General features: G+C 69.4%; 12 protein-coding genes and 1 pseudogene. 6 read left to right on the top strand and 7 right to left on the bottom strand.

Going from position 1 to position 14,493, the window contains the following annotated elements; translation table 11 throughout:
• The 3 genes from IFY26_RS02560 to IFY26_RS02550 are packed head-to-tail and all read right to left on the bottom strand — an operon-like array spanning position 1 to position 1,626.
• Entirely contained in the window at positions 1-342 is a 342-nt protein-coding gene (locus IFY26_RS02560; RefSeq protein ID WP_232547429.1) for a hypothetical protein, read from the bottom strand.
• Complete coding sequence (locus IFY26_RS02555) at positions 339-1,253, bottom strand: hypothetical protein (RefSeq protein WP_232547428.1); 915 nt, start codon at positions 1,251-1,253, stop codon at positions 339-341. The genes IFY26_RS02560 and IFY26_RS02555 overlap by 4 nt, the downstream gene beginning before the upstream one ends.
• Positions 1,254-1,287: 34 nt before the next feature.
• Complete coding sequence (locus IFY26_RS02550; protein WP_232547427.1) at positions 1,288-1,626, bottom strand: hypothetical protein; 339 nt, start codon at positions 1,624-1,626, stop codon at positions 1,288-1,290.
• A 420-nt stretch (positions 1,627-2,046) separates the two neighbouring features.
• Between IFY26_RS02550 and mobF the strand changes: the two are divergent.
• From mobF to IFY26_RS02515, 6 genes and pseudogenes are all read left to right on the top strand, one after another.
• Positions 2,047-3,218: pseudogene (mobF, locus tag IFY26_RS02545) on the top strand (MobF family relaxase); the annotation flags it as partial.
• Between the two features lie 87 nt (positions 3,219-3,305).
• On the top strand, positions 3,306-5,276 hold the full coding sequence (locus tag IFY26_RS02535) for an ATP-dependent DNA helicase (protein ID WP_332836135.1): 1,971 nt from the start codon (positions 3,306-3,308) through the stop codon (positions 5,274-5,276).
• Between the two features lie 144 nt (positions 5,277-5,420).
• The gene (locus IFY26_RS18065; RefSeq protein ID WP_232547426.1) at positions 5,421-7,712 is read left to right on the top strand and encodes a toprim domain-containing protein; all 2,292 of its coding nucleotides are present in this window, start codon (positions 5,421-5,423) and stop codon (positions 7,710-7,712) included.
• A gap of 97 nt (positions 7,713-7,809) precedes the next feature.
• Positions 7,810-8,205: a hypothetical protein gene (locus tag IFY26_RS02525; RefSeq protein ID WP_232547425.1), complete on the top strand. Its 396-nt coding sequence runs from the start codon at positions 7,810-7,812 to the stop codon at positions 8,203-8,205.
• 20 nt (positions 8,206-8,225) lie between these two features.
• Positions 8,226-8,909, top strand: coding sequence for a vWA domain-containing protein (locus IFY26_RS02520; protein WP_232547424.1), 684 nt, complete (start codon positions 8,226-8,228; stop codon positions 8,907-8,909).
• 70 nt (positions 8,910-8,979) lie between these two features.
• Positions 8,980-9,624, top strand: coding sequence for a prepilin peptidase (locus tag IFY26_RS02515; protein WP_232547423.1), 645 nt, complete (start codon positions 8,980-8,982; stop codon positions 9,622-9,624).
• A 42-nt stretch (positions 9,625-9,666) separates the two neighbouring features.
• Here IFY26_RS02515 and IFY26_RS02510 read toward each other — a convergent pair whose 3' ends face one another.
• The 4 genes from IFY26_RS02510 to brxL form a co-directional block, all read right to left on the bottom strand.
• Positions 9,667-10,314 carry a hypothetical protein gene (locus tag IFY26_RS02510; protein ID WP_232547422.1) on the bottom strand — a complete coding sequence of 216 codons (648 nt, stop codon included), beginning with the start codon at positions 10,312-10,314 and terminating at the stop codon, positions 9,667-9,669.
• A complete protein-coding gene (locus IFY26_RS02505; protein WP_232547421.1) occupies positions 10,304-11,767 on the bottom strand; it encodes a type IV secretory system conjugative DNA transfer family protein in 1,464 nt (487 codons plus the stop codon). The genes IFY26_RS02510 and IFY26_RS02505 overlap by 11 nt, the downstream gene beginning before the upstream one ends.
• The gene (locus tag IFY26_RS02500) at positions 11,764-12,222 is read right to left on the bottom strand and encodes a hypothetical protein (protein WP_232547420.1); all 459 of its coding nucleotides are present in this window, start codon (positions 12,220-12,222) and stop codon (positions 11,764-11,766) included. Before IFY26_RS02500 ends, IFY26_RS02505 begins: the two co-directional genes overlap by 4 nt.
• A gap of 86 nt (positions 12,223-12,308) precedes the next feature.
• On the bottom strand, positions 12,309-14,483 hold the full coding sequence (brxL, locus tag IFY26_RS02495) for a BREX system Lon protease-like protein BrxL (RefSeq protein WP_232547419.1): 2,175 nt from the start codon (positions 14,481-14,483) through the stop codon (positions 12,309-12,311).
• Positions 14,484-14,493: the final 10 nt, after the last annotated feature.

Raw genomic sequence — 14,493 nt, 5'->3', positions numbered from 1 at the left:
TTACCCTCGCCGTCCGACGGTGCTGTCCAACTCCCTGCGGACGTCGGCCAACAGCACCCGCAGCCGGGCCAAGTCGGGCAGGTCTTCGGCGAGGGCCAGGTCCCAGGCATGAACCTCACGCTGCGCGTTCTGGACGCACTCGAGTGCCGTCAGTCGTGTCAGTCCTGGGACATCCACGGGCCGGCTCGCCGGGTGCGTGGCCGCCATCAACAGCGAGATCCCCATTGCCTCTTGGATCATCGCGGCCAGGTCGTCCCAGCGGTCAGCAGTCAGCATCGTCGCCTGCCCCAGCAGGAGGTCGACCTTGGCGATCGACTCGGCGGGCATCGGCACTCCGGTCATGATCGTGATCCCCTCCTTCCCTTTGTCCTCGGATCGTGGGCACGCCCACGAATCCCTTCGCCCGTACAAGGCACCTGGCGCGCGGGCGACCGCCACTGTCCACAGGGCTCAGGGCCACGCCGCCGCACAGAGGTGCAGGATCGGCGCCCGGCGTGAGTCGCGGGGGGCCGGACTGGCAGCACGACCGGACGCCGCGTCGCCGACGCGGCTGGCGTGGCCGACCGCCGTTCGAGATCCGCGAGCGCCTGCGACACCAGGCGCTCATGGCGGGCACGCGTCCACGGCAGCATGTACGTCAGTCCGATCACCACGAAGATCCCCACGGTGGCCGCGTGCTGGCCGGCGACCACGGTCTGCCAGACCGCGATGCCGGCGATTCCTATGCGCAACCGCCAGGCGAACCCAATCAGAGGCAACCAGGACATGCCGTGGGCGAACCCGGCGGCGGAAGCGGCGAGCAGCTGCCACGGCCAGGTGAACCACTGGTAGGCGACGTCGAACCGTCCCGCCGACACCAGCTGACGCTGCCGCGCGCGGGTGAGCAGTTCGGGTAGGTCACTCCGTCCGATCCCGGTCGCCGGGACGATGAGGTGGCGGCGTCCGGCCTGCCCGACGCCGGCGATCCGTCGACCGGTGACCAGGACGCGGACCCGCGGGTCGCCGGGCATCGTGAGTGGAGTCGAGGGGTGCCGCGCCCACCACATCAGGCGGACGATCACCGGTTCGGCGACGACCCCGGCGGCCGTCCCGGCGACAACTACAGCCAGTACGCCCCACGCCGCGATACCGGGCAGGGCCTCGATGACCAACAGCCACACCACCGCGGCGATCACCACCCGCGGCAACTTCATGAGCACGCCCGCTCGGCGGAGTTGGCCGCTTCGGAACGGGTAGTCCGTTGACGTCGTCATGATGGTCCTCCTCGACCTCCCGATGCTCCGGAAGCTACCGGTCACCACTGACGGTTTCCCTCGCCGTCGGCCCGCCCTCGGCGATGGCCGGCTGGGCGGCGAGCTTGACCAGTCGTGCGGCGTCCTTGTCGACGAGGTCGCACCACTGGGCTGCCTGCGTCAGGCTCAGACCACTGGAGGCGAGCTCCTTGAGGGCCGCGCCTGCCCGTCGTTCGGTGTCCGCGATCACGGCGTCGCGTTCGGCCAGCGCAGTCATCACGGTGGCCGACAGCTCCTCCTGCTTCTTGACCAGGTCCGCCCGCTGCTGCCGCAACCGGGCAACCCGTTCCGCGGCGGTCCTGCGGGCCTGCTGCCGGATCTCGTTCATCGCCATCGCTGTCGCCCCTCCGCGCCGTCGGCCGGTTCCTTCTCGCTCACCCTCCTAACGGAACGCCGCCGAGCCTCGTGGACACCGTGCGACCCCCGCCAAGGACCCGTGCCGCGAACATCTGAAGCATCCGACTCCGCAATCACGCTCGACGCCGTCGACCCCTCGGAGCCGCCATCTCCAACCGACCGCGACACCGCGTCCAACCGCGTGCCCGCAGTCGTCCGCCGACGACGACACGATAAGCCCGTCCGACCCCCCTCGTAACCCCTCAACCTCGAGACCTCCACACCTGTTGCATCACCGGCTCAACCCCTGTCCCCCGTAGTCAACTCACGATTGACGGGGGGTGTCCCACAAGCCCGCGCTGAGGCGTCCCAGCGCCCTGTCCACCGGGCCCTCGGGGGTCCCGTTAGGGCGGGTGTGATGAGTCTGCACAAGTTGACCGCTGGGGACGGGTATGAGTACCTGACCCGGCAGGTGGCTGCCATGGACTCCACCGAGAAGGGCCACACCGGGCTCGCGTCCTACTACACGCAGAAGGGCGAGACCCCCGGCGTGTGGGCCGGCTCCGGCATGGCCGGCATCGAGGGCCTGGACGCCGGCGACCCCGTCACCGCCGAACAGATGCGGTTCCTGTTCGGCTCCGGCCACCACCCCCTCGCCCGCCAGCGCGGCGAAGCCCTCCCACCGGACGCCACCGTCGCCCAGGCCCGCGACGCGATCCGGCTCGGACAGCCGTTCAAGGTCTACGCCCACGACATGCCCGCCTTCCGCATCGAGGTCGCCAAGCGCTTCGCCGCCTACAACGCCCAGGTCGGCGCCCCCCAGGACGCGCCGGTCCCCTCGCAGGTCCGCGCCGCGATCCGCACCCAGGTCGGACGCGAGACGTTCCGGGCCACCTTCGGACGCGACCCCGTCGACGCCCGCGAACTCGCCGGGCTGATCGCCACGGCGTCCCGCCCCCAGACCACCGCCGTCGCCGGCTACGACCTCACCTTCTCCCCGGTCAAGAGCGTCTCGACCCTCTGGGCGCTCGCCGAACCCGCCACCGCAGCCACCATCGAACGCGCCCACCTCGCCGCAATCGGCGACGCGCTCCGGTTCATCGAGACCCACGCCCTCTACACGCGGACCGGCCACAACGGCGTCCGCCAGGTCGACGTGACCGGGCTGGTCGCCGCCCGGTTCACCCACCGCGACAGCCGCGCCGGCGACCCCGACCTACACACCCACGTCCCCGTCGCGAACAAGGTCCAGACCCTCGACGGACGCTGGCTCTCCATCGACGGACGCCTGCTGTTCAAGCCATCGTCGCCGCCTCCGAGGTCTACAACACCGCCCTGGAACGCCGCCTGTCCGAAGCCCTCCCGGTCCGGTTCGCCGAACGGCCCTCCACCGACCCCGGCAAGCGACCGGTCCGCGAACTCGTCGGCGTCGACCCCGCGCTGAACGCCCGCTGGTCGCAGCGCCGGGCGTCCATCGAGCACCGCCAGAGTGAACTGACGGCAGCGTTCCAGCGCGAGCACCACCGGCCCCCGACCATGGTCGAGGCCCGCGCTCTGGCGCAGCAGGCCAACCTCGAGACCCGGCAGGCCAAACACGAACCCCGCACCCTGGCCGAACAACGCGCCACCTGGCGCGTCGAAGCCGAAGCCGCCCTCGGCGCCGACGGCGTCCGCTCGATGCTCAACGCGACCCTCACCGCCCGGCAGCTGCGGCGTCCGGTCTTCGTCACCCGCAGCTGGGTGCGCACCCAGTCGGCGCAGATCATCGCGACCATGGAGGGCTCCCGCTCCACCTGGCAGGACTGGCACGTCCGCGCCGAAGCACTCCGGATCGTCCGCGCCGCGAACCTGCCCCGCAGGCGTGTCGACGACGTCGTCGCGCGCCTCACGCACGCCGCGCTCACCCGCCACTCCGTCGCCCTGCAGGCGCCCGCCGACGGCATCGCTGAACCCGCAGCGCTGCGCCGCTCCGACGGCGACAGCGTCTACACCGTGGCCCGTTCCACCTGGCACACCTCCCGCCGGATCGTCGCCGCCGAACACCGCCTCGTCGATGCAGCCGGACGCCGCGGCGGCCAACAAGTACCCACCCCGGCCGTCGAGGTCGCCCTCATCGAGGCGGTCGCGAACCGCACCCCGCTCAACCCCGGACAGGTCGCGCTCGTCCGCGACATGGCCACCAGCGGAGCCCGCCTCCAACTCGCGATCGCCCCCGCCGGCTCCGGCAAGACCACCGCCATGCGCGCCCTCGCGACCGCGTGGCGCAACGGTGGCGGCAGCGTCGTCGGGCTCGCCCCGTCCGCTGCCGCAGCGGCCCAGCTTGGGGCGCAGATCGACACCCACGCCGACACGATGGCCCTCCTCACCCACGCCCTGAACCACCGGCGACCGCTCCCCGCGTGGGCCGAGCGCATCGGGCCGACCAGCCTGGTCATCATCGACGAGGCCGGCATGGCCGACACCCTCTCGCTGGACCAGGTCGTCGAGTTCGTCCTCGACCGCGGCGGCTCCGTGCGCCTCATCGGCGACGACCAGCAACTCGCCGCGATCGGCGCCGGCGGCGTCCTCCGCGACATCCAGGCCACCCACGGCGCCGTCCAGTTGAACGAACTCGTCCGGTTCGCCGACCCCGCCGAAGGCGCCGCCAGCCTCGCCCTCCGCGCCGGCGACCCCCAGGCCCTGGGCTTCTACCTCGACAACCACCGCGTCCATGTCGGCGACCTCGGCACCTGCGCCGACCAGGTCTTCGACTCCTGGCTCACCGCCCGCCATGCCGGCGGCGACGCCCTCATGGTCGCCCCCACCCGCTCGCTGGTCGCCGAACTCAACGCCCGCGCCCAAACCCACCTCCACGACGGCAATCACCCCACGCGGACCGTAGCCCTGGCCGACGGCAGCGACGCCGCGCTTGGTGACGTGATCATCACCCGCCTGAACGACCGCCGGCTCCGCACCTCGGGCACCGACTGGGTCCGCAACGGCGACCGCTGGACCATCACCGGCATCGCCACCAACGGGGACCTCCGCGCGATCCACCAGACCAACCGGCAGACCGTGATCCTGCCCGCCGGTTACGTGACCGAGTCCGTCGAACTCGGCTACGCGTGCACCATCCACGGTTCCCAGGGCGTCACCGCCGACGTCCTGCACGGCATCGCCACCGGCGCCGAAACCCGCCAGCAGCTGTACACGATGCTCACCCGCGGCCGGTACGCCAACCACGTCCACCTCGAAGTTGTCGGTGACGGCGACGCCCACTCGCTCATCCGGCCCGAGGCGATCATCCCGCCGACCGCCACCGACCTCCTCGAACGCATCCTCGCCCGCGACGAGGACAACACCTCCGCCACCACGACCGCCCGCAGCCTCGCCGACCCGGCCCACCGGCTCGCGGACGCCGTCGCCCGCTACAGCGACGCTCTCGGCTACGCCGCCGAACAGACCGCGGGCGCCGACCTCGTCCAGCGCCTCGGACAGGCCGCCGACGAGCTCGTCGCCGGACTCACCGATGCTCCGGCGTGGCCCACGCTCCGCGCCCATCTGCTGTTGATCGCGGCGTCCGGAGCCGACCCCGTCCGGGCGCTCGCCGAAGCCGTGCAGGCCCGCGAGCTGGGCAGCGCTGCCGACCCGGCCGCCGTGCTCGACTGACGCCTCGAACCCGCCACCGGACGCGACACCCATCCCGGACCCCTCCCGTGGCTGCCCGCTCTGCCGGCCAGCCTCGCCCGGCACAACGACTGGGGCGACTACCTGCAGCGGCGCCACCAACTCGTCGTCGACCTCGCCGACCAGGTGCGCGACCAGGCGCTGGCGTCCACCCAGCTCCCGGCGTGGGCGCCGGCGGGCAGCTTCCGTCCGGACGCCGCCACGATTGCCGACCTCACCGTGTGGCGGGCCGCGCACGGCACGCCGGCCACCGACACCCGACCCACCGGCGAACGGCAATTCTCGGCCGTCGAGGTCCGCTGGCAGGCCCGCCTCGACCGGCGCATCATCGACCACCTCGCCCCCGCCGTCGCCGAATGGACGCCGCTGCTCCACCAGCTGGCACCGGGTGCCGACCGGGACCCCTACCTCCCCGTGCTGGCGCATCGGCTCGCCCAGATCTCCGGCGTCGGCCTGGACGCCCACCGGCTCCTCCAGGCCGCCGCCGGCGAAGGACAACTCCCCGACGACCACGCGGCGTCAGCCCTGTGGTGGCGGATCTGCCGGCACCTCACCCCCGCCGTCGCCACCCAGCTCGCCGACCAGCACAGCACCGTCACCACCAGCTGGCTGACGGCTCTCGAGCAGAACGTCGGCCACGAACGAGCCGACGCCCTGCAGGCCTCGCCCTGGTGGCCGGCGCTCGTCGTCTCGATCGAGCAGGCACTCGCCCGCGGCTGGCAGCTCACCGACCTGATCAGCACCCCCGAAGGTGCAGTCGACGTCGACGACTGCCAGGCCCTCGTGTGGCGAACCAGCGTCCTGCTCGACCCCCTCCCCGACGCCGACGACCTGCCCCCCGACCCCGCCGATACCGCCCCCGACGAGCACTGGACGCCGCACGCCGACCTCGATCACGCAGCGGGCGCGACAACAGAGGACCGCCAGGTCGACGAGGTTGAACCGAACCTGGCCTTCACGTTCGAAGCCCTCGAACGCCGGGTGATGACGCCGCCAGAGCTCTCCGCCGCGGACCTCAACGCCCAACTCGACCGCGCCGACGCCTGGCGCGCCAGCCCCCACACCCCCGAACGACTCGCGGCCGTCAACGAGCTCGCGGTGGAGTTCTACCAGACCTGCTACCACGGCTCGTGGGCCCAGCCCTACCTGGCCGAACGCTTCGGCACCGACATCGCCGACGACCCCGACATTCGCCCCGGCTACGCCCCCGCTGGCTGGACCAGCCTCGTCAACCACCTTCACCGCCACGGCGTCACCGACGAGGAGTTGCTCGCCTCCGGCCTCGCGGTCACCGCCTCCACCGGACGCCTCATCGACCGGTTCCGCGACCGAGCCGTCTTCCCCATCGTCCACGACCAGCAGATCCTCGGGTTCGTCGGACGCCGCCACCCCGACGCGACCGACCTCGACCACGCCGGACCGAAGTACCTCAACACCGCCGAGACCCTGCTGTTCCACAAGAGGGCACAACTGTTCGTCGCCGGAGCACGCCATTTGGACGCCGGCGGCATCCCCGTCGTCGTCGAAGGACCCGCCGACGCCATCGCCGCCACCCGCGCCAGCCACGGCCGCTACGTCGGCGTCGCGCCGCTCGGCACAAACCTGACCAGCGAACAAGCCACCCAACTCCGCGGCTACGGCGTCGACCCGATCATCGCCACGGACGCCGACGTGGCCGGCCAGGTCGCGGCACAGCGCGACTATTGGATCCTCACGCCGCAGCTTCTCCGGCCCCGCTACGCCGCCCTGCCTGACGGCTCCGATCCCGCCGAACTCGTGGCCACCGGCAGCGCCCCGGACCTGGTCGATGCCCTCGACCAGGCTCGATCACTGGCCGACGTCCTCATCGACGAGCGCCTTGCCAACCTGCCGCCCGTGGAAGCGGCCCTCGCCGCAGCGCCCGTCATCGCCGCCCAAGCAGTCGACGCGTGGGAACCGGCCGTCCAGACCGTGGCGGAGAGGATCGGCGTCGACGCCGACGTCATCCGCTCTAGCGTCCAAGCGTTCATCCGGGCCTGGAACAACGACCCAGTGCGCCTTGCCGACCAGCAACTCGGCCTCACCGCGCAGGTCCGCGACCGCCTCACGGCAGTCGGGAACGCACGCCGCTGGGAGTCGCTCGCCATGAAGGTGGATCCCCACCTGGTCGCGGACCCTCACTGGCGGGAGCTCGCCTCGGTCTTGCAGGATGCTCACGACCAGCGACTGGACGTGCCCGCCACCATCACCGTCGCTCTAGAAGAGGGTCCCCTCGAACGCGCAGACCCCGCGTCCGATCTGGCCGGCCGCATGAGTCGACTCACCTACCCGGAACCGTTCGCCCCAGATGCGGCCGGTCATGGCGAGGAACCCCGACATAACGACGACCTGCACCACCAGAGCGAACCGAACCGAGAGCACGCTCGGATCAGCTGGTAGACAGACTGGCGCAGGTCCCTCAACCGTCCGCCCACGCGCATCGGGACAGCAAGCGCTTCCCTCTTGCGTGTCCGCAGTAACTGCGTATTCTTGATTCGTGGGAACAGGACGGAACCAACTGGACGCGCTGATGAGCGACGCTGCCGCCGCGCTCAGCCAGGCCGAGCGCTCGACGACGGCCAAGGACGCGCTACCGCTGCTGAGCAGAGCACAGGAGCAGCTGACCCGGGCGATCGACGAGGCGATGGCCGCTGCGGTCATCGAGGAGGGAACGTCGCTTCGCCAGGTCGGACAGTTAGCCAGCCTCTCGGAGAACGCCGTCGGGCCCCGACTGGCCCGCACCGCCCGACTGATGCCTTACGCCACGCCCGAGGGGCGCGTGACCAGGACATCAGTTGAACGTGCCCGCTACGACGCCGAAACCGGACGCCCCGCCCCTACCCCCGACCACCCGATCGAACCGCTCAGGTTCCGGCGTCGCCGCGACACCTGACACTCTCGAAGGAGACGACGATGACCGATCCCAACCTCACCCACCTGTACTTCCTGCTTGACCGCTCCGGCTCGATGCAGTCCATCCGTGACGACACGATCGGGGGCTTCAACGCCTTCATGGCCGAGCAGCGCCAGCACGCCGGTGACTGTCGCGTCACCCTGGCCCAGTTCGACGACCGCTACGAGGTCGTCTACACCGACCGGCCCATCGGCGACGTCCCCGGCCTCGACTTGCAGCCCCGCGGCACCACCGCTCTGCTGGACGCCATCGGCCGCCTCGTGACGGACGCCGGCGCCCACCTCGCTTCTCTGCCCGAGGACCAGCGGCCCGAAACCGTCATCGTGGGGATCATGACCGACGGATACGAGAACGCCTCCCGCGAATGGACCCATCCCGCCATCAAGTCCCTCGTGCAGCAGCAGACGAAGACCTACAACTGGGAGTTCCTCTATATGGGCGCTGACCAGGACGCGATCGAGGTCGGTGCCAGCCTCGGCGTCCAGGCCAACCGGTCGATGACCTACTCCCGGGACGCCTCCGGCCCCGCCATGGCAGCCACCTCGGCCGTGGTCGGACGCCTCCGTGCAGCCAGGGCAACCGGAGCGCCAGCGGCGGACATCGGCTACTCCGCCGAAGAACGGCAAGCGTCCGCCGGTGAGCCCTCTGGCCGTCCGCCAAAGAAGACCCGCCCGACCCGCTGATGTCAGGCGACGCAACGATGATGGCGCTCGACCGGGCGGCGCCCCGGCCAGTCCGTCATGGACCCCAGCCATGAACGGCAACGGGGTCGTCTTCGCTGCTGCCCTCACCATTCTCGGCGCCTTCATCGGCTTGGCCATCAGGTGGCGTCTCGCCGACCTCTCGTACCGCCGCGACGACGAGGTCGACCACCCTCATCCTGGACTCCGTTGGTGGATCCCCCTCGCAACAGCAGCGGCCAGTGGACTGCTCTCGTGGCGCTTCGGAGTCGAGCGCTGGCCGCTGCTCCTGCCGACCATGCCACTCGCTTGGTTCGGTCCATGGTTGTCCGCGATCGACCTCGACGTCCGCCGACTGCCCAACCGCCTTCTTGCCGTCCACGGCGTCGTCGTCGCGGTGGGGGTGGGAGCCGCTGCTCTCATCAGTGGCGACCTCAGCATCGCCATCCAAGCCGCCGTCGGCGGGTTGGTCGCGTTCGTCGTCTTCTGGATCCTCGACCGGGTTCGGCCCGGCGGTTTCGGTTGGGGTGACGGCAAGTACATCCCGATCATCGGCGCCGCAACCGCAGCGGTCAGCCTCTCCGTAGCGTGGTGGGCCTTCCTGATCGCCTGTGTGGCAGCCATCGTGGCGACCCCGTTCCGCCGCCGCCGAACCGCGTTCCCGTTCGGTCCCTGGCTGGCCATCGGGGGGTTGGCGGCCATCGCGCTGTTCGGGTGAGCGGCCCACAGTCGCAGCCAGGCGAGTGTTGAACCATCGAGGCTAGAGGACCTCACCGGTGGACGGGTCGATCAGGTCACCGCCGTCCAGAAGGGTGAGTTGGTGCGGGGTGGACCGAACGTCCTCGTCATGGGCGAGTGCGAACAGGTCAACCTCGAACGCTCGGAGTCGCTGGGCAGACGCCTCTTCGCTCGTGTGGCGGGTGTAGCGGCTGCGGCTGGGCCAGGTCTGGTGGTCGTCGTCGCAGGACTGCTTGAGGCGCTGCCGCATCCGGTCAATGAAGCCGGGCAGGACGTAGCGGTGCCAGTTCTCGAGGACGTCCGACGTCGGCGCGTGGCCAGCGCGGCGGCGCTGGTCGGCCACCACGGCCAGCTCGTGGACGAGGTGCGGATGCAGCGGCCAACAGTGCGGGATGCACGCGCCTCCCGAGGCCTCCCACACGTACTCCGTGTTGATCCACTCCGCCACCTGGTCGAGCCAAATCCACACCTCCCACCGCAGCCCACGATCAAGACAGGTCGCCGGGGCCCATGGACGCGGCAGGTTGGCGGGGTTGCCGAGCTTCTTCTTGCGCTCCTCGCTGCCGTTCTGGGCTTCCCACAGATCGTGGTAGGCCTTCTGGACCCGACTGCCCGGCGCCGGGAAGCCCACCACGAGCGGGCGAGCGTGGGTCGCCTGTTCACCAGCCATGACGTTGCGCTTCCATGAGGGCGGCGGCGGTACGGGCCTCCACGTCACGACCCCCGTCACGTCCCGCAGCAAGCTCCTCCCGAAGCGCTCGCTGTTGGGCCAGTAGCCGTCGGCCATCGCGTCCCTCGATGCACCGATGCAGCCGGGCGATGATCGGTCGGGCGTTCTCCGCGATCACCAGCGCCTGCTTGTCGGGCAACTGCCGTAGCTCTTCGGGACGCAAGATCGGGATCTCCTCGGAGTGGATCGTGCGGCCGCGTCCGCCACCTATCTGCCACGACGACCGGGGCACCCGGACGCGTCCGACCAGGTCGGAGACCTCCTGGTTGAACGACACGTCCTTCGAGCCGCCGAACCACACCAGCACGTTGGTGAGCCCCACCAGGGCGCGCGCCTCCTGCTCGCCGAAGATCGCCGCCAACTGCCGGAACGTCTGCGCCGCGTAGATGAAGGACAGGCCGAGGGCCCGCTCGTTCGCCATCCGCGTCCGGAGCGTGGGCAGCGGCGCCGTGGAGGGCAACTCGTCCAGGCAAGCCAGCATGGGCGGGCACAAGCGTCCGAACTGGCTGCCGTTTGCCTGCTGGATTGCGGTATCGAGGACATGCTCGGCGACGGCGGTCATCAATGGGGACGCCGACGCGTACGGGTCCTCGCGACCGAGTAGGTAGATGGTCCCCCGGTTGCGAAGCACCTCGGCGACGTTGGAGGCCGGTCGCCCCTCCGTCGGCACGCAACGGCGCCGGATGTCGTCCTGGAAGAACAGCGACATGGCCTGTTGGACGGTTGTGATGGTGTTCGCGCTCGTGCGTTCATCACCGCGCAGCGCCCCCTGCAGGAGCCCGGCCCACAAGGGATCGGAGTGAGGGTGGCGGCGCAGGATCTCCTCGGGCTGCGAAGTCGATAACGGTTTGGCCACCCACCCCAGCAGGTCATCCAGGGTCTTGCCGGTAAGCGCGGCTGCGTGGAAGTACGCCATCAGCACCTTCGCGGCTTCGGCGGCGTAGAACCGCGCTGCGGCGTCCCCAGACCCGTGGCTCGTCCCATGGATGGTCCCTGCCGTGAACGCCTTAGCGCGGCGTTCCGACACCATGCGGTCGACACACCCGGCGATCGGGTCCCACACCAGCTCGGGCAAGCCGGGGACGAGACCGAACGGATCCAGCACCACGCAGGGCCGGCCGCCCTTGGAGCGCTCAGGCAACGACAAGAGCAGATCGTCGGGTTTGGTGAGCGTGACCATTGCAGCGCCAGGGGCGCTGATGAGCGCCGGCGTCAGCAGGTCGAGCGTCTTGCCGGAACCTTGGGGGCCGATGACGCCCGCGGTCCGGTCCCAAGGGCACCACAGCTCACCGGACCTCGGCTGGTGACCGGCTCCGATGCGCCAGCCCACCTGGGCGGGATCGAAGCGCTTGGCCCGGTTGGTTCGGGGCTCGACGGCTTGAGCGGCGTTCATCGGTTGGCCTTCCTGCCTGCGGGGTACAGGTCCGGACGCACCACGTGTCGCACCTTCCACAGCCGATCCTCACCGAGGAGCTCGTGGGCTTCGGTGACCGTCGCCATGCCGCGCATCCGCCCTGGCCCCCACTGGCGCCACGCCCAAACGCAGGCGAGGGTGGACACCGTGACCGTGAGCAGGCCGACGACGCTCAACCACCCCCACAAGGCAGCCGCACTGGCAGCATGTTGGACGCCGGACAGTCCGGCTGCGGCATCCCCGGCCAGCAGGGCCGGGATGCTGGTCCCCAGCTTGTCCGGGGGTGGCCAGAGCCAGCCAGCGCCGGCGAACCAGTTCGCTAGCGACCGACCGACCTGGCACACTGCGACCCCCACTACGAGCACCGCGCACACGACGGCCAGCGGGAGCTCCCACGTCCATGGGTACTGGTCCTGCACACGCTCCCTCTGCATCACGTCTCCTTCGCGTCCACCTACCTAACGGAGCCGGGGACACACTCGGGGACAGAGCCGCGATCATGTCGCGTGTCGTGAACCCGTCACGCGTCAGGCGCCGAGCCGTCACCGGCGTCGGAGCGCTCTGCCACTGATTCCCGGATGTAGGTGATGCCGAAGGCTTTGACCTCGCGGTACTTCTGGTACTTGGTGGCGAGGTCGAACGGGCTGTCGGACATGCGCTGGAAGATGTCCAGGCCGCGGCCGAGCAGGATCTTCCAACCCGTGTCGGTCGTGATCGAGCGATCGTGGATGACCTGGGGCTCGGCGAACTCGACTTCAAGGACAATCCCCAGCACGCCGGCGCTCTTCTGGATCTGGAGGAGGTACTCGTACTGCTTCTGACGCTTGACTGGGTCATCCTGAAACTCGACCGTCACCAGCTTCAGCGTGACCTCGTCCGCCGGATCCTTGCCACGGGCGATGCCCTCGACGAGCTCCATCAGGTTCCTGGCCTGGTGGAACAGCCTCACATAAGGGTCGACGATCCTGATCTGCGAGGCGCCACGGAGATGCGGGACAAGCAGCTCACCGTACGAAACGCCCCGCTGACCCTCGTGATACTCCCGGTGCCCTTGGAAGAGCTCGGGGGCCAGCACGGGCGCGGCACTCTTTTGCGTCGACGTTTCACCAGTTGGGGTTGGGGCACCGCCAAGCGGGTCGGTATCGGTGGGAGTCTCGGCCGGCTCAATCTCCTCCTTGCGCCCTCGGTGGTAGTAGGTCGGATACTCGTCTTCCTCGAGAGTGGCGACGCTGTGCCATGAGCCCTCCTTGTCGAGGTAGCCGAACTTGACCTCGGGCATCGTGGAGTCGATGCGAAGGATCTGGTCCTTGACGCGCTTGCGACCCTCGATGGCGAACCGGAGGATCTCCTCGATCTCCTCGCTGCTGGCGCGGCCGTCGGGGTAGAGGATCTTCATCAAGCCAGAGAACGTCTTGTGGATGCCGTCGCGGTCTCGGGTGGAGATGTCGGGCGACAGTGTGAAGTGCTGCTGGTAGCGGTCGGAGTAGTCCTGGGAGCGCATGGACTTGAGGACTTCGGCGATGTAGTCGACGACGAACCCGTAGCCGTTGGAGAACATCTCGCCGCGGATGATGTCGACTTCCCACCCGGGGATGTAGTGGTGCAGACGGTCCAGGTAGGCCGGGTCGTGATAGGCCTCGGGCAGCTCGTCGAACAGGTCGGAGTTCTTGAGCATGTAGGGCACGGTGTGTGAGGTGTTGCCGACGAACACCATGGACGCCTCCGCGCCCAGGGTCTCGATACCCCGGGAGAAGGACTTGTTCGCCATGTAGTTCTTCATGATGTCGACGAGTGCCCGGTCGGTGCGCTTCTTCTTGCCGGCGAACTCGTCGAACGCCACCACATCCCAGTAGCCGACGAGGCCGATGCGTCCGTTGGCGTTGTTGACGAAGAGCTTCGGGACGGTGACCTCCCCGCCGGAGATCAGCATCCCGTGGGGTGAGAACTCGGAGAAGATGTGGGACTTGCCAGTGCCCTTGGGGCCGAGCTCAACCAGGTTGTAGTTCCGTTCGACGAACGGGATGAGGCGCACGAGCTGGAAGAACTTCCCGCGCCTGCTGAACATCTCGGGGTTGAAGCCGATCGACTGCATGAGCAGGTCGATCCACTCGTCGGTCGTGAACCCGCGTCGGGACTCCAGGTATTGGTCGACGTCGAATCGCGAGAGCTGGATGGGCTTGATCGAGCCCAGGATCCAGGGCACGACCCGCTGGTCGTCGGTGTGGAAGTACTCGATGTCACAGATGCACCACACCCCGCCCACCAGCAGCTTGGGGTGGGCCGTGATGATTGGCGAGTCGACGATGACGCCCTTGATGCCGAGGTTGGCGAACTCGGCCTCGTAGACGTCCGCCTTCTCGTTGAGGGTGACCGTGACCTTGTCGATGATCCGGTGGCGGCCGCGTTCCTTGATCTTGGACTTGACCAGCTCGGACTCGCTGCGGTGGACGTAGTGCTCGGCGAGGATCTGCCGGACGGCGTCGATGCCGGCCTGGATGGTGGCTTCGTCGTCCGAGGCGGCGTATTGGCCCAGCAGGTACTCCAGGACGTAGGACGGCACGATGGCGTTGCCCTTGACAGCCTTGACCAAGTCCTTGCGAACGACCACCCCACCGAAGAGGAGGTTGATCTTGTAGTCAAGGTCGCTCTGGGGCGGCTCGCCGGCGTTGTGGGGCTCGTTCTGGATTTCGCTCATCTCGCCTCTC

Origin of the sequence: Propioniciclava soli (assembly GCF_014858005.1) — a bacterium.
GTDB classification, from domain to species: domain Bacteria; phylum Actinomycetota; class Actinomycetes; order Propionibacteriales; family Propionibacteriaceae; genus Propioniciclava; species Propioniciclava soli.
The sequence above is the reverse complement of the archived record's forward strand: the minus strand, read 5'-3'. Positions and strand labels throughout refer to the sequence as shown.